Origin of the sequence: Riemerella anatipestifer (assembly GCF_035666175.1) — a bacterium.
Classification (GTDB): Bacteria; Bacteroidota; Bacteroidia; order Flavobacteriales; family Weeksellaceae; genus Riemerella; species Riemerella anatipestifer_D.
On record NZ_CP142016.1, the window covers coordinates 1,265,166 to 1,284,927 of the forward strand.

Below are 19,762 nucleotides of genomic sequence, written 5' to 3' on the forward strand. Positions count from 1 at the left end.
GAAGCAACAGATAATCAAATTAAAAGTATCGCTCCTACTCATGTGAAAAGAGTAATATATTACGACATCCCTCCTACACGATGGGCAAATAGAGCAAATATAGTGGTTAATATTATCACACAAAATCCCGAGGTAGGATATTCCTATGGAGCAGAGGTGTTCTCAGCCTTTACCACAGGTTTTGTAAATGGTTTTGCTTATGCAGATTATACCAAAGGGAATAATAGTTTTGGTTTGGAATATAAGATAAATGTAAGAAACTATAATAATCGTCAGAATGAAAACACTTATACCTACCAATTAAATAATAAAAAATATCATATTCTTAATCACCAAAAGGATCACTTTGGCTATACTAATCAAGATATAGCACTTCGTTATACACGAACGATTCCTGATGATTATACTTTTCAAATAAAATTTACAATTACGCCTTTTAGTAATTTTTTAGATGGGGAAGGTAAGAGCCTTTTTCAAGAGGGTAATACTAAAACAAATCATCAATCTATACAAGAAGGAAACTCTAAATATACTAATCCAACCTTAGATATCTATTATTCTAAGAATCTCGGAGAGAAAGATGAGTTAATTTTTAATATTATTGGTTCTCATTATAAAACTCAATCGACTCGCCTCAAGCGTGAATGGAATATTGCAACAAATACAAATGTATTTAATGACAATATGAATTTAGAAACTACACAAACAGGTATTGTGGGGGAGATTGCTCACACACATAAGTTTGAAAAAGGACAACTAAATTCAGGTTACCTTATACAAAACACAGCTATTTCCAATAACTTAAAGAATCTTTTAGGAAATTCACAATATGATGTAAATTATTTAGAACAATATCTTTATACCGAATACTCTTCTAAATGGAAGAATTTGAATTATCGTTTGAGTATGGGATTAACGAATATAAATAATAAAAGTGTCGTTGAAACAGCTAATTATTGGATACCTAATCCTAAAATAGTTTTATCTTACTCTTTAATGAAAAATCATACACTAAGGCTTTATTCTCAATATAATACTAATAACCCTAGTGGAGCAGAATTAAGCCCTAATGTAATTCAAGTTGCACCTAATTTAGTGTCAAGCGGTAATCCCTATTTAAAACCTTCAAATAAATGGTCAAATGATTTAATTTATTCGTATTACAATAAGTATTTTGATATAAATATGTCTGCTTTTTATGAGTACACTAATAACCCAATCATTAGTTTATATACTTATAACTCTACACAAAATTATTATAATTTAAAAAGTGTAAATAGCAAACACTACAAAGAATACGGACTTAATTTTATTGGGAGAGTGAAACCATTTGGAAATAACTTATTATCTATAAAAGCCATTATAGCTCCTATTTATCAGTCTATTTTATTATCTAACAATAATGAATTGAAAAATATGCGTTGGAGTAATATTTTTACTATTAATTCTGCATATAAGAATTTCAATCTCCAATATCAATTTAATATTCCTACGTACTCTTTGAAAGGATTGTTTTTATCTACTGATGAAAATAAAAGTCATTTATTTGTAGGGTATAAAAAAGATAGCTGGTATTTCTCGGCAGGAATGTATTGGATAGGAATGCCATCAAAATACGATACTAAAACAATAGAGGAAAGTTTAGTTAATTATACTTCTCATACAGAAATATTCAATAACAAAAATATGTTCGTCCTCGGGTTGAGTTATGATTTTTCAAGTGGTAAGAAACTACAAATGAAGAAAAAATTGAATAATCGTCCAACAGATGCCGTGACATTTTAATAAACTAGAATCACAAAGAGAGATTCAAATGGCGGAAACTGAAAAGCCAGCAATGAGTAAGTATAACAAAAAAAACTGTTCGTATGAAAAATGAAAAATCATTTCAAGAAATTCTTCAGAAAATGGAAAATCTGAAGGAAACAGAGCAAGGAAAACTGAAAGGTGGTATTACAGTTATTAAGGGAGTTGCTACAGCTCTTGACAGAAATTCTGGTGATTGCCATAACCATGGTGATTGTTCAGGTGAAGAAAATACTGGAACTTGCTACAATTATCCAGAGACTATGAAGTGATAAGTGTTTTCCAAAGTATTAGTTATCTCTAATACTGAATAACTCCACAAGCAATGCTTGTGGAGTTTGTTTAAAACAAATAAATATTTATAAATGAAAAACAGTCAATTTAATACAAGTTTTTTTTATAATGAAAAGTGGGTTATTTATAATTCATTAAAAGATAATTTCATATTACTGGAGCCTTTATTGTATGAATTGTACCAAGCTGCTACTAATGAAAATAAACTAGACGATTTAACTAACTATCATGAAACCCTTTACGATACATTAGTTGATAAGGGTATGATTGTTGATGATTCAGTTGATGAATTACAGTTGGTAAAAGATTTAAGGGCTAAAGTTGATTTTAATAAAGAAACATTCCTTTTAACGATTAACCCTACAATGAATTGTAATTTTAAATGTTGGTATTGTTATGAGAGTCATATAAAAAATTCTAGGCTAAATGATGTAAACTTAAAAAAAATACAATCTTTTATAGATAATAAAGTCAAGAATAAAGAGTTAAAATATTTTAGGCTTTCATGGTTTGGAGGAGAACCATTGTTATATTATGACAAAAATGTATTTCCTATAATTGAGTATGCTTATAATAGATGTATTGAGAATAATGTTTCTTTTTCATGTTCTTTTACCACAAACGGCTATTTAATTAACGATAAGATGATTCAAGATTTTAAAAAATACGGTATAAAAGGTTTTCAAATAACACTAGATGGAAATGAGGAAGAACATAATAAAGTTAGATATGTTAGCAAAAGTAGAGGTTCTTATAGGGAAATAATTAATAATATATTTAAATTATGCAGAAATAATTTCCATGTATCTTTAAGAATAAATTACACTAAAGACAAATTAGATACAATTAAAGATATCTACAATGATGTATTAGCTCTGGAAAAGCATTATCGTAAAAACATGAAAGTTGATTTTCAAAGAGTTTGGCAAACAGAGGACACATTTGAAAGCAGGCAAAAGGTTATTGAGTTAATGAATCTATTCTCGACAAAAGGGTTTAGAGTAAGTTCTGTTATTAGTAATGTTGATAGCGTTAGAAATTCATGTTATGCAGATAAAAGTAATCAGGCAACAATTAATTATGACGGAAATGTTTTCAAGTGTACTGCCAGGAATTTTGATAAGCAAAATAGAGAAGGTGTTTTAACTGAAGAAGGACAAATTAGATGGAATGATAAATATTACAATAGATTAAATGCTAAATTTAAAAATCCTCCTTGTTTAACGTGTAGGTTATTACCTATTTGTAATGGAGGGTGTAGTCAGCAAGCATTAGAGCATACTGACGATTATTGTATGTATGATTTTGATGAAAATCGAAAAACCGAAGTTGTAAAAAACAAATTTTTATTACTCCTCAATAATTTTGAATAAAAATTCTTTCCTCCCCCAAAAAGACCAGATGGACTGTGGTCCAGCTTGCCTTGCAATGATAGCAAAATATTACGGCAAGAAATACCCAATAGAATACCTCAGAGAAAATACCTTTATCACCCGTGAAGGTGTTTCGCTTTTGGGTATTAGTGAAGCTGCCAAAAAGATAGGATTTTGAAGCGCAATCTATAAAAATTGATGTACAAGACCTTATAGAACAAAGAGAATAGTTTCTTTACGTATACAATTCCAGAATTGTAAAACTCATCAATAAAAAGGGACAGTTAAAGTCGTCTGTAATCATTGATGAGTTACCTACGATTTATTTTCGTGGACTGGATAACTTGATTGCTACAGCAAGGAGTAACAACAAAGTAGCGGTCTGTTTAGGTTTTCAAGATTTTTCACAACTAACAAGGGATTATGGCGATAAAGAAAGTAAGGTAATTCAAAATACAGTGGGCAATATTTTCAGTGGGCAGGTTGTGGGTGAAACAGCGAAAACCTTGTCCGAGCGTTTCGGTAAAGTCTTACAAAAACGCCAAAGTATGACCATTAACCGAAGTGATAAATCGACTTCGATTAGTACACAAATGGATAGTTTGATACCACCGAGTAAAATATCGAACCTTACACAAGGAATGTTTGTGGGTTCAGTATCGGATAACTTCGACCAGCGTATCGACCAAAAGATATTCCACGCTCAAATTGTGGTAGATAATGAAAAGGTCGCCAAAGAAACTAAAGCCTACAAAAAAATACCTAACATTTTATCCTTTAGTGATGAAGAAATGAAACGACAAGTAGAGGCGAATTACAAGCAAATCAAAGCCGATATTGCAACCCTTGTAGAAAGTGAAATGGAGAGAATTGCTAATGACCCGGATTTACAACATTTGGTTGAGAATGAGCAATAAACAAATGAATTTTTGTATGATTTAATATTATCTTACTACTATTTTTATTTAAACCATTTTTAAATTTATGCCTTACCTAAATTTTCTTTAAAAAAATCATAAAAAATATTTTTTCATTCAAATTTATTTTATTTCCTTTGTTGGAGAATAAATGTGAAAAAGAAGATGTACAAATTGGGTTATTTGTTATTTATTATGATTTTAGGAGGTGTTAATGTTTACGCCCAGCAATATCAAATTAAAGGAAAGGTAATTGGAAACTCATCAAATAAACCGATTGAGTTTGTAAATGCAGTATTGATGAAGAAAGATAGTGTTTATAGTGGCGCTGTAACGGATAGTTTAGGGGTATTTATAATAACAGCTCCAAAAGGAGACTACACGCTAAAACTAGAGTATTTTGGGGAAGCTTTTACAAAAAAAGGAATGAATATTTCAAATGATGTAGATTTAGGGACATTAAAAATGGAAGAGATTACTGAATTACAGGAGATTGTGATTGAGTCTAAGAAACCTTTAATTCAACGAAAAGTTGACAGATTAGTTTTTAATGTGGAAAATACGGTATCTGCACATGGTGGTGATGTTATAGATGTACTTAAAATAACTCCAGGATTGAAAGTTCAAAATGATCAAATTTCAATGATTGGAAAAAATGGAGTTTCTGTAATGATTGATGATAGATTGATACAACTTTCAGGTAATGAATTAATTAACTTTCTTAAAGCTCTGAAGTCGGATGACATCAAAGATATAGAGGTTATTACAACCCCACCTGCTAGGTATGAAGCAGAAGGAAATGGAGGGATTATAAATATAAAGTTAAAAAAAAATAAAGTTGATGGCTGGAGTAATACAGTTAGAACAATATATAAACAAGCAACTTATCCTTCATTCTCCATAGGGAATAATTTAATGTACAAAAAAAATAAACTCAATATACTATTTGATATAGGATATAGAAAGGATCAAGATATATATACAAATAATATTCTGTATAACTTTCCCTTAAATTATTTGCAACAATCAGTGTTTGAAAAATCCAATACTAATGGAGTTGCAGGTACAATAAATATTGGCTATAAAGTAAACGAAAAACTACAATTGGGATTACAATACTCTGGCTTCTCTACGGATGCTAATAAAGAAAATAGCAATATTAATAATATTATTAACTATCAAAACCAAAATGTAAATAACACATTACTATCTGATGGAATTACAAATGAAAAATACAATAGTAATTCCCTAAATTTTAACGCAATAAAAAGTATATCAAATTCCGATAATAAAATAATGTTTGATGTAGATTATTTTAACCTTAATACAAACAGATTTAATAATTTAAATTCTCACGATTTTAAATCTGAATTTACAACCGTAGATAACAACAATTTACGAAAAATAGAAAATGTCTCTTCTAAAATTGACTTTGATATACTTAATAAATGGGCGAATTTATCTTTTGGAGCAAAGATAAGTTTTACAGAGACTAATAATGATATTGATATTTCAAGATACAATATAATAAACAAAAAACCTAAATCTGTCTATAATCAATTAGACTACTTTACTTACAATGAAAATATTCAAGCAATTTATTTTTCAGCTAATAGAAAATTTGGAACAAAGTTAGAAGGAAAAATAGGGTTAAGAACCGAATTTACTCAAAGTAAAGGCTATTCTGAAACTGAAAATAAAACCAACACAAATAAATATGTTGAATACTTTCCGTCTGTATATTTATCATATCTTCACGATGGAGAAAATACTTTTACCTTGAGTTATGGAAGAAGAGTAAATAGACCCTCTTATTCTAACCTAAATCCTGCACGCTGGTATTTAACCCTGACATCTTATGAAGAAGGAAACCCTTTTCTGCAACCATCTTTTACCTCAAATTTTGAGTTATCTCACTCTTATAGGAACTTTTTAACTACTACAGTTTCGTTTTCCAAAACCAAAAATGGTTTTGGACAGTTGACAATTCATGATGCAAAATATAATATGCAAGCTTTTGTTAGAAGAAACTATTATAACTATAATTTATTTTTGCTATCAGAATATATTAATTATAATGTGTTTCCTTGGTGGACCGCTAGTGCTGAAGGCTCTGTATACTATACTGAGACTAATACTTATACAAAATATTTAGAACCTAAATACTCTGGTTGGGGTGGATATTTTTCAACTACAAATAATTTTATTTTCAATGAAAATAAAACTATTCTTGGTCAGCTAACTTATGAGTATAATTTCCCTACTCTTTTTAATGAAAATAAAATAGAAGAGTATTCTAGTTTAGGTATAGGATTGAAACTATTATTAAATCGTAAAAAACTACAGATAGCAATCAATGCTAATAATATTTTAGGAACTGATAGAATAAAAACATCAAATACTACACAAGGGGTATATCAAACCTTTAAACAATATTATGACACACAGTATATAAGACTTTCTTTGTCATATAAATTTGGAAATAAAGATATTTCAGGCGATAAAAGAAGAACAAGTAATGAGGAAGAAAAAAGTAGAACAAAATAAAAATACTTGCAAGTGAGTCCTATGAAGGTTTTATGACTATAAAAGATAACCATTTTATTTAATTTTTAAATTTTAAAGAAGATGAAAAATTCTAAATTAAAATCAGCTTTAAAAAATGTTATTTGTAAGAATAACAAATCTTTTGAGGTTTTGGGGATTGAAGAGATCCAAACTGTAAAAGGAGGGTGTAATGGAGGGCCTAAAAACAACAGTATAGGCTCTGGACAGTGCACAAGTGCAAATTGCCAATCGACAAATTGTGGTTGGAATTAAATTTTTGGGGTGCAAATATTTTTGCACCCTATTTAAAAAAAAAATTATGTATAAGCTAACTGAATACTACGAAGTTGAAGATATTTCTGAAGCAGAAAAACTTTTATTTTCAACAAGAACAGGTATATTGTTACACATTTCAAACGATGTGTATAAACAGATACTAGATAGAAAGTACGAACTAATTAATGAAAAAGTATTATATAAACTACTTTCATCTGAAATTTTGATTCCTGAAGATGAAAATGAATATTCAACAATTATTAATTTTTTTAAGGAAAAAACTTCGCAAAAAGATAAAATATTAAATTATACTATTCAGCCTACAGCAAATTGTCAATTAGGGTGTCATTACTGTGGACAAGTTCATGAAAAAGTTAATATGGAAGAAGATATTGTTGAAAAAACATTTAAATACATAAGTAAAACTTTACTTGACGGAAAATATTCTGGATTGTTTATTACTTGGTATGGTGCAGAACCTTTGTTAGGTATAAAAGGAATTAGAAATTTGAGTGAAAAAATTATTAAATTCTGTGATGAAAATAATATTCTATACACAGCAATGATGATAACTAACGGATTGGCCTTAAAAGAAAGGGTTTTTGAAGAATTGGTTAATTTAAATATTATAAAATATCAAATTACTTTAGACGGTGATAAAAATCATCATGACTCAAGTAGATATACGAAGAAGAAAGAAAAAACATTTGAAATTATATTGAAAAATATCGTTAATGCTGTAAATAACCCTTTGTATGACGAAAAACAATGCCTTATCCTTATAAGATGCAATATCCATAAAGATAACTATACCTCTATTGATTCTTTAATGGAACAATTATATAATTTAGGAATCTCTGAAAAAATAACTTTAGACTTTGCGCCTGTACATGATTGGGGGAAAAATTATGCAAAAGATAATTTAGGTCTTACTCCTTCATTTTTTGGTGAATTGGAAATAGATTGGTTTCTAAAAATGAGAGAGTATAATTTTAAATTTGTTAAAGATATTCTCCCTAAGAAGAAAATGGGAACTTGTATGGTTACAAATAAAGAATCTGAACTTATTGATGCTAAAGGGCGCTTATCATATTGCTGGGAAACTCCATATACCCCTGAATTTGATAATGAAAAAAGTGAATTATTTCATGGAGATATATTTAATTCTGAAAAGAAAGATAGAAGTATCCTACCACTCGGTAATTGGTATGATGATATTGATAATGAAGAATATGGCACCACTTGTAAAAAATGTAAATTTTTGCCTGTTTGTGGTGGTGGTTGTCCAATCCATTGGTATAAAGAAATGGCAATGTGTCCATCATTTAAGTATAACTTCAAAGAAAGAATGGTTTTACAATATATAATGTCTAGAGAATACTTCGATGGAAAGACTAATATACAAACTTAATTTAAATTTAATTAGGGCTTTAAATAGCATAAAAAGAAGAGAGTCTTTTAATAGGGATCATATATTTTATGATATTATTAGTCTGATTAAAAACAAAGTTACCAGCCAAGAAAAATTAAGGATAATTTATGTTTTTAGCGAAATTGAAAAAGTACTTTCTGTTCTTAAAATAGATGCTGAAGTGGATGAAAAACAGATCAATAAGATTGATGAAATTTACTCTAATTTAGATGAAAAGTTAAAGTATTTTCTTAGTTTAAGTTATTATCCTATGAAGGCTCTCTATTATTTTCAAAAAAAAGAGTTCAATTACTCCATAGACGCTATCAATATTTTTTTTGATAATTCTAAATCTATATTAGGTACAAACACTAATTTGTTAAATTTAGCTTGTGGAGAACAATATTTAAATTTGTTTAGGATTTATTTAAAGTCCCAAAAAAAAGAAAAAATTATTACTTGTTCGTCAAATTTAATGTTATTATGTCATTATAAATTATTGATGCCAGACATTGATGAAACCATAGATACTAGTATAAAATTTGATAATTCTTTTACTAACTTTGATAAAAATGAATACTTGTTTTGGAAAGTTTATCATACGGATAATATTTTCAAAAAATTCATAATCGATACCAATAATGATTTATTATATAAGATGGTTAGTAGAATTTTATCAAATATAAACTATATAAAAGATGATTTTTTTTATAATTCCTTGAGATGTTTAGATTGTAATTTTAATAGTGACTATGAGGGTGCAATAATTCAATTTATCAATAGCCTTGAACATCTTAGCGAACGATCAGATGTACTCTTATATTTAAACATGTTGAATATTAACAAAATATTTTTAAAACTAAAGATTGATAATGAAGAATTTAAAAATTTATGCAACAAATTCATAAATAGCAATATTAATAAAAATTTGAAAATTGAGATGTTGGAATAATGATTTTCTGCCCTCAAAAAGATCAGATGGACTGTGGTCCAGCTTGCCTTGTTATGATAGCAAGACATTACGGCAAGAGATACCCAATAGAATACCTTAGAGAAAAAGCATTTATAACTCGTGAGGGTGTGTCTCTTTTGGGGATTAGTGAAGCTGCTCATAAAATAGGTCTTGAAACACAATCAGTAAAACTTACAGAAGAACAATTAGAGAAAAATAACGAAATTTTTCCCTGTATATTGCATTGGAATCAAAATCATTTTGTAGTACTTTTTAAAATCACAACCTCATATTTTTCAAATAAAAAATACTTCTATATTGCAGACCCTGCCCATGGAATTATTAAGTTATCCAAAGAAAAATTCAAACAATCATGGCTGTCAGAAGAGAATACAGGTGTAGCTATGTTTCTAAATCCTACGGAAGAGTTTGAAAAGAGAATTCCACCAAAACAAGAAAAGGTATCTATAAAATATCTACTAAGCTACCTAGCACCGTATCGAAAACAATTGAGTCTTATGTTCTTGCTTTTGTTGTTCGGGAGTGGTCTTACTCTTATTTTTCCATTTCTAACAGAAGCTCTTATTGACAAAGGAGTTAATGCCAAAGACTTAAATTTTATTTTTATAATTTTATTAACTCAATTAGGCATTTTCTTAGGTTCCATTACTATTGAAATTATTAGAAACTGGTTAATGCTTTATGTGGGTACGCATCTAAGTATAAAAATTATTTCAGATTTTCTCAAAAAGATGCTTCAGCTTCCTGTCAAATTTTTTGATACCAAAACGATGGGGGATTTTAATCAACGGATTCAAGATAATGAAAGAATAGAAAGTTTTTTAACCTCACAAAGCCTAACAACTTTTTTTTCTATAATTACTTTTTCAGTTTTTTTTGGGGTGTTATGGTATTACGATATTAAAATACTTTTGGTTTATTTAGCACTAACAATATTGTCTGTGGGGTGGTCTTTCTTTTGGCTAAAAAAGAGAAAGATTTTAGATTATTATAGTTTTCAACAGCGTTCAGAAAATCAAGAGTCTATTTATGAAATGCTCAATGGAGTAACCGAAATGAAACTTAACCAATTTGAGGATTTTAAGAGAAAGGAATGGGAAAATATTCAAAAGAAATTATTTAAACTAAATATAAGAATACTTAAATTAAATCAAGTTCAACTATCTGGTTTTGAGTTTCTTAATCAACTGAAGAATATCCTAGTAACCTTTTTAGCAGCTAATTATGTAGTAAAAGGAGATATGACTTTAGGGATGTTACTTTCTATATCCTATATCATAGGTCAAATGAATTCTCCAGTTAATCAATTAGTTAGTTTCTTCCGTTCTTTACAAGATGCAAAGTTAAGTTTGGAAAGACTTAATGAGGTTCAGAATAAGCCAAATGAAGAGCAAATAATTCCAAAAGGTCTAAGCAGGCTAAAGAATATTGATTTTGAAACCTCAAAAAAGTGTATTCAGCTCAAAAAAGTAAGCTTTCAGTATGAAGGACCTAGATCACCATTTGTATTGAGAGATATAAACTTAGTTATCCCTGAAGGAAAAATTACAGCAATTGTTGGGGCAAGTGGAAGCGGTAAAACATCACTCATAAAATTATTGCTCCGATTTTATGAATCTGTATCGGGCAGTATAGAATATAACGGAACAAATATCTTAGAAATTTCTCCTCAAAATATCCGAGAAAATTGTGGTATCGTAATGCAAGACGGATATATTTTTTCTGACACTATAGAGCGAAATATAGCCACGGGAGATGAGAATATTGATTATGATAAGTTACAAAAAGCCATTAAAATAGCTAATATAGGAGATTTCATTGATTCGCTACCTCTAGGTTTAAAAACAAAAATAGGTGCTGCTGGAAATGGTATTTCAGGCGGGCAAAGACAGCGTATTCTAATTGCAAGAGCAGTGTATAAAAATCCACATTATATATTCTTTGATGAAGCAACTTCTGCTCTGGATGCTGAAAATGAGAAAATAATTCATGATAATTTACAATCTTTCTTCAGAGGAAAAACAGTGATTATTATCGCTCATAGATTATCAACAGTAAAAAATGCTGATCAAATTGTAGTATTAGATAAAGGGGAGATTTCGGAACTAGGAACTCATCAAGAGCTTGTAGAAAAAAGAGGAAGTTATTACAATTTGGTTAGAAATCAATTAGAATTAGGAAATTAATATTAATATTATTTCCTTTTGCGAGGATTTTTTTATTACCTTTGTAATAAAAAATGAATTTAAACAAGGTTAGTTTTAAAGATTTTGAGGATATTCCAAACTTTGATGTTTTTGATAGAGCTAGTGCTCATATGGAATATTTAGATTTTTTAGAGAATAATGGATTTAAAAATTATCTCTTAGAAACTGATAGTGGATGCGGTCCAACTGTTAAGTTAGCCGGAAATGATAGAATAAAGAAAGGAGAATATATAAGTCTTGTTTCTAATGATTATTTAGGATTTACTCAACATCCCAAAGTGAAGCAATCGGTTATTGAGGCGATTGAGAAATATGGAACAGGAGCAGGTTCCTCTCCCTTGATAGGAGGGTATTATGATTATCACAAAATAGTGGAGGATAAAATATCCACCTTTTTTAATCGTCCACTAGGCTCAACTGTAATATATACTACAGGATACACCGCTAATAGTGCTTCTCTATTGTGCTTATTAAAGAGTCAAGATATTGCCATTGTAGATATGGCAGTTCACTCTAGCGTTTATGAAGGAATATCAGGTACTACAACAAAAAGATTTCTCCACAATGATACAAAATCATTAGAGCATATTTTATCAAAATCAAAAGATAAGTATAGAACCAAAATGGTGGTTATTGACGGTGTTTATTCACAAGATGGAGATATTGCAAAACTAAAAGAAATTTTAGAAATTACCCATCATTATGGTGGAGTTCTTTTAGTAGATGATGCACACGGAATAGGGGTTGTGGGTAATAATGGTAGGGGTGCTATGGAGCTTTATGATGTTTTATCTCAAGTTGACTTTATTACGGGAACATTTAGTAAAACATTGGCTAATATAGGTGGTTTTTTTGTTTCAAATAATCCTGATATAGTATCTTATTTACGGTATCAATCCAGACAATACGCTTTTTCTGCTTCTGCCCCAGCAAGTGTTATTGGTGTAAAAAAAGCACTTGATTTAATTGATGAGGAACCTCATTGGAGAAATAAAATATGGGAAAATATAAACTATCTAAAAAAAGGGTTTGAAACTTTAGGATTAAACATAGGTACAACAGAGTCTGCGATTATACCTGTTAAAATTGGAAATGTTGAGAAAAACAGTTTGGTAGGTAAAATGCTGTTAGAAAATGGAATTTATACTAATCCAATTATGTATCCTGCTGTTTCCTTAAAGGATTCTAGGATAAGAATGAGTGTACTAGCTACGCATACTTTTGAACACCTAGATAAAGTTTTGAACACATTTGAACATATTGATAAAAAAATTAAAATATCTAAGTGATTTTTAAAAAAAGATGGAGAAAAAAAATCAAGAAAAAAGAAAAAGATATTCTGGATCTATTAGAGATAAAGCAAGAACTCAAAAAAACCTTATTGAAGCCGTTGGTAAAGTATTAGAAAGTCAGGGTTATACAGGTTTAAAGAGTGCTAAGAATATTGCAGATGTTGCTGGAGTTGATAAAAGACTTATATGGACTTATTTTAATGGAGTCGAAAACTTAGTAGAAGAATATATAAAAAAGAATGAATTTTGGAAAGAAGGACTTTCAAATGAATTGCTTAATAGACTTTTGACTAAGGCAGAAGATTTAGATAATGAAAAAATGATTTTTCTTTTGAAAAGCCACTTTGAGAAATTCAGAGATGATACGGCTCTACAAAAAATAATCACTTGGGAAATTAGTGAAGAAAATGAGATGTTAAGAAAGGTAGCCGACCGTAGAGAGCAGCTTGGTGAACAGCTATTTTCTTTAATAGACGAAAAATTTGCTAAATCTAATGTAGATATTAGAGGTGTTGTTGCTTTATTATTAGGAGGAACATATTATCTTAATCTACACGCTAAAGCTAATGGTAGTTTATTTTGTGGTGTTGATTTGAATACAGAGGAAGGAAAAAATTCAATCTTAAATGCTATTGAATTCATTGTAAATTCTTCTTTTGATAAATTAAAATAACATAATGGCGGAGTTTTGTAAAGAATGTGCTAAAAAGGTAGGTATGCCTTTTGATGGTTATCCTGTGTTTTGTGAAGGGTGTGCATTTATATTGAACACTCGCTACTTAAACAATACATTATGAATCAAATAGATATGTTTATAAAACTCATCAAAAAAAAATAATCAATAAACTTTAAAATCCACTTTGAAAATACAAAGTGGATTTTTACATTTTAAACTTTCTACTCGATGGAGTTACTTCATTTTTTAAAGACTGAGTGTTTTCTCCTTCAGTTTCTGATACCTCTTGAGATTTTTCATTCATAGTATTTTCATTTATCGACAAATGAATTCTCCTTTCAATGGAAGCCAGCTCATTTTTAAGCTCCGAGAGTTCCTTTTCTTTACTCCATTTACTATTTACGACTTGTTGGAGTATAGGTAAATCTTTATCTATTTTATCGAGTTCTTCTTCTCTTTTTTGAATGAGGTTGGGGATTTTTTCCAATGCCTTGATAAAGCTCATAGAGGCTAATATAGAATCCTGTGCCAGTTTTCCGTTGTTATGCGTATAACGAATGCCACCTTCTCCTTTCACAAAGAAACGATTTTGACGAATGTCCACTCCTTCTTTTATCGTGAGCTCTGTTTTAACCAAAACTTGAAAACCATATATATTCCCAATCTCTTCATAATCGCCTTTTGTTCGTGCTTTTTTAGCATAGGCAGTTAGTTTTTCGCCTAATTGCTCCAAACTTGCACCTTGTGACACTTCGTTCAAATGCAAAGCATTAACAAAATCGCCATTGGGTAGTTTCTTGGCTCTTGCATTGAAGTTATCCCAATCGGTTTTTAAACGCTTCAATTGGTTTTCGACAGCAGCTTTGTCTTCTGTTAGCATTTCCAACTTAAATCGTGAGGAAGATTTATTTCGTAAAAAGGCTTGGCGTTCACTCTCCAAAGCGGTTATTTTCTTTTCTATTTTTGCTTTTTCTAAGAGGTCTGTATTTCCTGAAAGGATAGCCACATATTCTGAAAAATTCATTCCTGATTGTTCGTCCATACTGCCCTCATCAATGGTTCGCTTACCGAGTTTATTGGATTTTAGCTGGTCTATAAATAATTGTTTGTTAAACAATAAATTAAATTTATAAGAATCCAATGTTCTTTCTACGGCATAGATGAGAACATCTACTTTATTGCCCGCAAAATATTTAGCCACTTCATTCCCTTTTCGGATAGCCCGACCATCTCTTTGTTGTAAGTCGCTCGGTCGCCAAGGCGTATCAAGATGATGAACGGCAACTGCTCTTTTTTGAGCATTGACACCTGTTCCCAGCATATCGGTAGAACCAAATAGCACTCGGATTTTCCCCTCATTGGTATCTGCAATGAGCTTTTTTCGTAATTTATCGTTTTTGGCTTCTTGAATAAAACGAATTTCTTCTGGTGGAACGCCATAATCTTCTACCAATTTTCGCTTGATTTCAGAATAAGGATTCCACTCATTAAGCTTATAAGTCCCTAAATCTGAAAACACAAACTGTGTTCCCTTTTGAGCCTTGTATTTTTCGTAATACTCATAGATTTTCTTGGCACAATGGGAGGTTTTATTATCAGGGTGGTCATCATATTTACTATCTACCAATCGCATATCTAATGACATCTTTCGAGCATAGTCGGTAGCAATCAACATTTTTGCTTTTTCTTCTCTACTGGAAAGTTTTGGTCTTCCAAGTAAAGTAGCATCTCCGTTTTGAGCAAATTTCATCAGTTTCTCGATAAAAACTTCTTGCTCGGGGGTAGGTGGAATATGGTATAAAATCTCATTCTTTTCTGGGCGGTCAATACCAATATCTTTTGCCGTTCGATAGTCTGTGATTTCCGAATAAAATTGTGCTAATTCTGGAACTTTGATAAAATAGCGGAAGCGTTCTTTTTGTACAATATTATTCGCCACTGAAAATTCGTAATCGATGGTTTTACGGGCATAAATAGCCGCCCAGGCATCAAAACAGGTAATTCCTTGCTTTTCCAAAGCCTGTGGACGCAAATATTTAAAAAGTAAATAGAGTTCCGTTAATGAGTTAGAAATGGTTGTACCTGAGAGAAAAGTAGCCCCTAAATCCTTACCAGACCTTTTTTGAATGGTGCGAATGGCAAATAATAAATTCATCGCCTTTTGACTTCCTTGCATATTGCCCAATCCAGCCACTCGGTCGTGCCGTGTGTTAAATATTAGGTTTTTGAACTTATGGCTCTCATCAACTAACAAATGATCAATCCCCATCATTTGAAAATCAACAATAGCATCGGTTCGTTGATTGATAGAAAATTCCAAATCTTTTAACTTTACTTCTAAATTTTCTTTCCGCTTAATCATACCTTTTAGCATTCTATTTGAAACTTCTTTGCCTTGTTGTTCCAATGCCCATAAATTTTCTTCCACATCGTCTAATTCTTGCTGAAGAATTTCTTTTTGTATTTCGTAAGATTGAGGTATCATTTTAAATTGGTCATGCGTTAAAATCACACAATCCCAATCATTATTTTTAATATCCCCAAAAATACGTAGTCGCTTATCTGGTTTAAAATCTTCTTTGCCCGGATATAATATTTTTGCAAAGGGATAGGCTTTTCGGTAAGTTTCAGCAATTTCGTGAACATTGGCTTTAAGTCCGATAATCATTGGTTTATGAGCCAATCCCAAGCGTTTCATTTCTTGGGCAGCACAACACATAATTAAGGTTTTCCCTGCACCAACCTCGTGATCACAAATAGCACCTCCATTGAGCTTTATCATCCAAATAGCATCTTTTTGACTCCTATATAAATCCTCAATGCCTAAACCTTTACGGTCTAAACCAGGGAAATCTTGATGCGAACCATCATAATTCGGACGAACAAAACAGTTAAATATTCGATTGTATTCATTTGCTAAGCGTTCTTTAAAAGCTGGACTTTGTTCTAATAACCAAAGGGAAAAGTTTGTACGAATTTCATCAATTTTGCTATTTGCCATTTGTATAGCTTCCATATCCGGTACCGTAACTTCTTTATCATCAACTTTTATCTTCTTAGTAATATTTGGAGTGGTGTTGATAAGGGCATATTTGAGTAATGCAATTCCATCATAAGTTCTACTTTCCGATTTTACGGCATATTGGTCATAGATACGGGTGTTTTTTCTAAAACATTGAACATCGAAATCATCCATTGTCTTGGAATAAGATACTTGCACCTCTGTATCAAATAAATGAGAGGCAAAATGACTATATACCTCTATAGGAATCCACCGCTCTCCCAGATTAAAATCCAGCTCTTCAAATGCAATAGGCTCTGGAATCACTTTTTTAAGTGCTTCTAAAGCATCTAATACCTCTCGATGTTCTGGAAATCCTTCTAAATATTTTTCAACAGCTTCTTTCTTTTCTATTACATTCCCTGCCAACCAAGTTTCTCCTGTTTCGTACTGCATTTCTATGGGATTGTAGTATAGATATTCCTTTAATTCATTTTTCATACTATCTATACTCTCTCCAGAAAGTCTACTCATATAGGGCAAATTTACCTTACCATATACATTCAACGAGTGTATTAGGGCTTCTTTTGGTGTAACATTTTCTACTGAGGTTACAGAAAAGCTCACTGGTTTTTCAAAAATATCGGCTTTGCGGTAAACTCCATTGACTTTCCGCTCTAAGTAGGGAATTTCATTGCCAGCTCCATCTGTTTGGATAAATCCTATATTATTTTTACTATTCAAAGCCCCATAATTTCCTATAAATTCATTGTATAAGGTATTGAGCTTTGTTCTTTCGTCTGGATAGAGCTTTCTATTTTTGGCTTCTTTGTTGTATAAATCGAAATAACTATCTCGAAGTTCAATATAAGCCATTGCTTTTTTACGCTGAATATGCCCAACTTCAAGCGGAACAAAAGTAGCGGTTCCCTCGTCTTTACTTACATTTCTTAAATACCCTGGTTGTTCATTTTGAATTACTAAAGCATCTTCTCTATAATGACTTAAAATATCCCCTTCAAATGGTGTAGGCTCAAAACTAATAGGAGTTATAGATACACTTTCTGTATCCTTGGTTGAGTTGTTATCACTGGGGTATGAAAAAGAAAAAAGGTCTTTGGGAAAACTTTTTTGTATTGCTTTTTTCGTCTGCCTGTTGGTCTTAGAGCTTTTTGTATTGTTTTGAGGTTTTGGAATGCTTGGCGGCTCTTGAAAAAGTGTATCAAATAAACTTAATTGTACCCCACCATCATTTGTGATTTTAGAAGTTGCTTCTTTATTTTCAGAAATAGGTTCTTTTGATATTGATGTTGGTGGCTCAGGTGTTATAGGAGTTGAATTTGTATTGATTGGAGCTTTCTCATTTTTTTCTGATATTGTAGTTGGTTGGTTTGAAAAAGAATCCGCAAGATATAAGGGCATTCGTTGTTTATAATTACCAAAATCAAGGTTTAATTTTTCTTCGAGGTCACGGGCTATTCCAGATACGCCATTTTCGTGTATATAAATCCTTGATGGTTTTCCGTATAAGTCAGTATCTAATTGTGATGTTGTATGAATAATCTGTTGTGGATTGTTTTCAAATAAAGCGTTGATTGTATAACCTTCAATGTGCTCTATCGTATCACAAAAAAGTAAATCCTCGGTAAAAAGTGCTTGTTTCTGTGAGTCTTTTTGTAGGATAATCAAATCACTTCCTACTTCCGTCCCTGCGTAATCCGTAAACAGATTATTGGGTAATCGAATAGCTGATACCAAATGAGCTTGTTTTATCATAGCTTCTCTAATAGGGCGGTTTTGGGGGCTATTCAGTACCCCCTGAGAGGTGATATAGGCTAATAAGCCACCTTCTTTTAAAACGTCCAAACCTTTTAAAAAAAAGTAATTATGGATATTTTTTACAGCTTGTTGCTTTGCCAAATCCTTACTCCTTGAAAAAGACAAATCAAATACAGATATATCTCCAAACGGTATATTACTGCTTATTACATCAAAGGAATTATTTTGTCGTTCTTCTATATTTTCAAATCCCTTAATTTTTATTTGGGTGGAAGGATGTAAATGTTTTAATATTTTCCCCGTTAGTAAATCTTTTTCAAAAGCGGTTATAGACACATCATTTTGTTGTAACTGTTCAATAAAATTCCCTGTTCCTGCAGAAGGGTCTAATGCTTGTTGGTATTGAAAGTTGTGTTTATTAAGTACCGCTGATAGAGCTTGGATAACTTCTGGCGGGGTATAAAATGAAGTGAGTACCGAACTTTTAAGACTATTGGTCATACTTTTGTAATCTGAAAAATCAGAAGCATTGACACGAATAAGTTCATACAACTTTTGAGTGGCTTCAAAGTAAGGTTCGTCGGACTTTGTCCAAAAACGACGGTCTTCTTCCTCATTGGCAGGATTTAGGATAAATTTTAACCCTCCAAAACCTGAGTATTGTTTTAGGATTTCTTTTTCGGCATCCGTAGCCAGTCGCTTTTCTTTTTCTAACTGAAAAGCGACTTGTAAGGCTTGGATATTTTGTTCTAAGTGTAGCTTCTTATTGAACGCCATTTTCCTCAATCCATATTTGAATTTGTCCTGTTAGCTCTGTATAAAGCTCGTTATACTCCTTCGTTCCTTCAAAATCTTGATGTAAATCGTAATTCTCAAATACTTCTACACAATAGGGAAACACTTTAAGTGCAAAGGCACGGGCTTCATCGGCAGGAATTTCTCGGTCAAACTCATTACAAACCACTTGATATACTGTATCAAATGGGGAATAATACAATCCTTCAAAAAGGGCTTCATTAGCAATAGCACGACATTCTAATATTGTATGCCCTGCATCAAAGGCTTTTTCATAGGCTTCTGCTGCTAAATTGCTTCGTTCTTTGATAAACGATTCATTAGTTGCCAGATTAGGAAAGCTGGTGTTTAATAATTCTCTTAGTCGTAAATCGTAATACGAAATTTCTTTTTCTTGTGTTGCCATAATTATAAT

At 31.1% G+C, this 19,762-nt stretch carries 13 protein-coding genes and 1 pseudogene; 12 read left to right on the plus strand and 2 right to left on the minus strand.

All coding sequences use genetic code 11. The annotated features are described in order from the left end of the window. Window positions 1-42: 42 nt before the first annotated feature. From VIX88_RS06275 to VIX88_RS06325, 12 genes and pseudogenes are all read left to right on the plus strand, one after another. Window positions 43-1,785 carry an outer membrane beta-barrel protein gene (locus tag VIX88_RS06275; RefSeq protein ID WP_250206839.1) on the plus strand — a complete coding sequence of 581 codons (1,743 nt, stop codon included), beginning with the start codon at window positions 43-45 and terminating at the stop codon, window positions 1,783-1,785. A gap of 83 nt (window positions 1,786-1,868) precedes the next feature. After that, complete coding sequence (locus tag VIX88_RS06280) at window positions 1,869-2,078, plus strand: hypothetical protein (protein ID WP_064969527.1); 210 nt, start codon at window positions 1,869-1,871, stop codon at window positions 2,076-2,078. Window positions 2,079-2,171: 93 nt separating this feature from the next. Next, entirely contained in the window at window positions 2,172-3,473 is a 1,302-nt protein-coding gene (locus tag VIX88_RS06285; protein ID WP_064969528.1) for a radical SAM/SPASM domain-containing protein, read from the plus strand. Window positions 3,474-3,528: 55 nt separating this feature from the next. Continuing rightward, window positions 3,529-3,651, plus strand: coding sequence for a cysteine peptidase family C39 domain-containing protein (locus tag VIX88_RS12835; protein WP_410896913.1), 123 nt, complete (start codon window positions 3,529-3,531; stop codon window positions 3,649-3,651). Between the two features lie 55 nt (window positions 3,652-3,706). Then, a pseudogene (locus tag VIX88_RS06290) lies at window positions 3,707-4,390 on the plus strand (TraM recognition domain-containing protein); the annotation flags it as partial. A gap of 195 nt (window positions 4,391-4,585) precedes the next feature. Further along, a complete protein-coding gene (locus tag VIX88_RS06295; protein ID WP_274095730.1) occupies window positions 4,586-6,937 on the plus strand; it encodes an outer membrane beta-barrel family protein in 2,352 nt (783 codons plus the stop codon). An 81-nt stretch (window positions 6,938-7,018) separates the two neighbouring features. Further along, on the plus strand, window positions 7,019-7,210 hold the full coding sequence (locus VIX88_RS06300) for a hypothetical protein (protein ID WP_064969532.1): 192 nt from the start codon (window positions 7,019-7,021) through the stop codon (window positions 7,208-7,210). Window positions 7,211-7,256: 46 nt separating this feature from the next. Beyond that, on the plus strand, window positions 7,257-8,624 hold the full coding sequence (locus VIX88_RS06305) for a radical SAM/SPASM domain-containing protein (protein ID WP_064969533.1): 1,368 nt from the start codon (window positions 7,257-7,259) through the stop codon (window positions 8,622-8,624). Continuing rightward, entirely contained in the window at window positions 8,599-9,576 is a 978-nt protein-coding gene (locus VIX88_RS06310) for a hypothetical protein (RefSeq protein ID WP_064969534.1), read from the plus strand. The genes VIX88_RS06305 and VIX88_RS06310 overlap by 26 nt, the downstream gene beginning before the upstream one ends. 26 nt (window positions 9,577-9,602) lie before the next feature. Next, the gene (locus VIX88_RS06315) at window positions 9,603-11,783 is read left to right on the plus strand and encodes a peptidase domain-containing ABC transporter (RefSeq protein ID WP_081276898.1); all 2,181 of its coding nucleotides are present in this window, start codon (window positions 9,603-9,605) and stop codon (window positions 11,781-11,783) included. Between the two features lie 53 nt (window positions 11,784-11,836). Continuing rightward, window positions 11,837-13,093 carry an aminotransferase class I/II-fold pyridoxal phosphate-dependent enzyme gene (locus VIX88_RS06320; protein ID WP_064969536.1) on the plus strand — a complete coding sequence of 419 codons (1,257 nt, stop codon included), beginning with the start codon at window positions 11,837-11,839 and terminating at the stop codon, window positions 13,091-13,093. 13 nt (window positions 13,094-13,106) lie between these two features. After that, window positions 13,107-13,769 (plus strand): TetR/AcrR family transcriptional regulator, encoded by a 663-nt coding sequence (locus VIX88_RS06325; RefSeq protein ID WP_064969537.1) that lies wholly within the window; start codon window positions 13,107-13,109, stop codon window positions 13,767-13,769. Window positions 13,770-13,977: 208 nt separating this feature from the next. On the opposite strand, the gene VIX88_RS06330 is transcribed toward VIX88_RS06325, so the two are convergent. Together VIX88_RS06330 and VIX88_RS06335 are read right to left on the minus strand one after the other, a co-directional pair. Further along, window positions 13,978-19,329 carry an N-6 DNA methylase gene (locus tag VIX88_RS06330; RefSeq protein ID WP_310503695.1) on the minus strand — a complete coding sequence of 1,784 codons (5,352 nt, stop codon included), beginning with the start codon at window positions 19,327-19,329 and terminating at the stop codon, window positions 13,978-13,980. Further along, window positions 19,316-19,753, minus strand: a complete 438-nt coding sequence (locus VIX88_RS06335) for a DUF1896 domain-containing protein (RefSeq protein ID WP_064969538.1) — start codon at window positions 19,751-19,753, stop codon at window positions 19,316-19,318. Before VIX88_RS06335 ends, VIX88_RS06330 begins: the two co-directional genes overlap by 14 nt. Window positions 19,754-19,762 lie beyond the last annotated feature (9 nt).

Bases quoted from the DNA above. Each gene is read 5' to 3' on its own strand.
- VIX88_RS06280 (WP_064969527.1), top strand. From the start codon at position 1,869: ATGAAAAATGAAAAATCATTTCAAGAAATTCTTCAGAAAATGGAAAAT.
- VIX88_RS06285 (WP_064969528.1), top strand. From the start codon at position 2,172: ATGAAAAACAGTCAATTTAATACAAGTTTTTTTTATAATGAAAAGTGG.
- VIX88_RS12835 (WP_410896913.1), top strand. From the start codon at position 3,529: ATGATAGCAAAATATTACGGCAAGAAATACCCAATAGAATACCTCAGA.
- VIX88_RS06295 (WP_274095730.1), top strand. From the start codon at position 4,586: ATGATTTTAGGAGGTGTTAATGTTTACGCCCAGCAATATCAAATTAAA.
- VIX88_RS06300 (WP_064969532.1), top strand. From the start codon at position 7,019: ATGAAAAATTCTAAATTAAAATCAGCTTTAAAAAATGTTATTTGTAAG.
- VIX88_RS06305 (WP_064969533.1), top strand. From the start codon at position 7,257: ATGTATAAGCTAACTGAATACTACGAAGTTGAAGATATTTCTGAAGCA.
- VIX88_RS06310 (WP_064969534.1), top strand. From the start codon at position 8,599: ATGGAAAGACTAATATACAAACTTAATTTAAATTTAATTAGGGCTTTA.
- VIX88_RS06315 (WP_081276898.1), top strand. From the start codon at position 9,603: ATGGACTGTGGTCCAGCTTGCCTTGTTATGATAGCAAGACATTACGGC.
- VIX88_RS06320 (WP_064969536.1), top strand. From the start codon at position 11,837: ATGAATTTAAACAAGGTTAGTTTTAAAGATTTTGAGGATATTCCAAAC.
- VIX88_RS06325 (WP_064969537.1), top strand. From the start codon at position 13,107: ATGGAGAAAAAAAATCAAGAAAAAAGAAAAAGATATTCTGGATCTATT.
- VIX88_RS06330 (WP_310503695.1), bottom strand. From the start codon at position 19,329: ATGGCGTTCAATAAGAAGCTACACTTAGAACAAAATATCCAAGCCTTA.
- VIX88_RS06335 (WP_064969538.1), bottom strand. From the start codon at position 19,753: ATGGCAACACAAGAAAAAGAAATTTCGTATTACGATTTACGACTAAGA.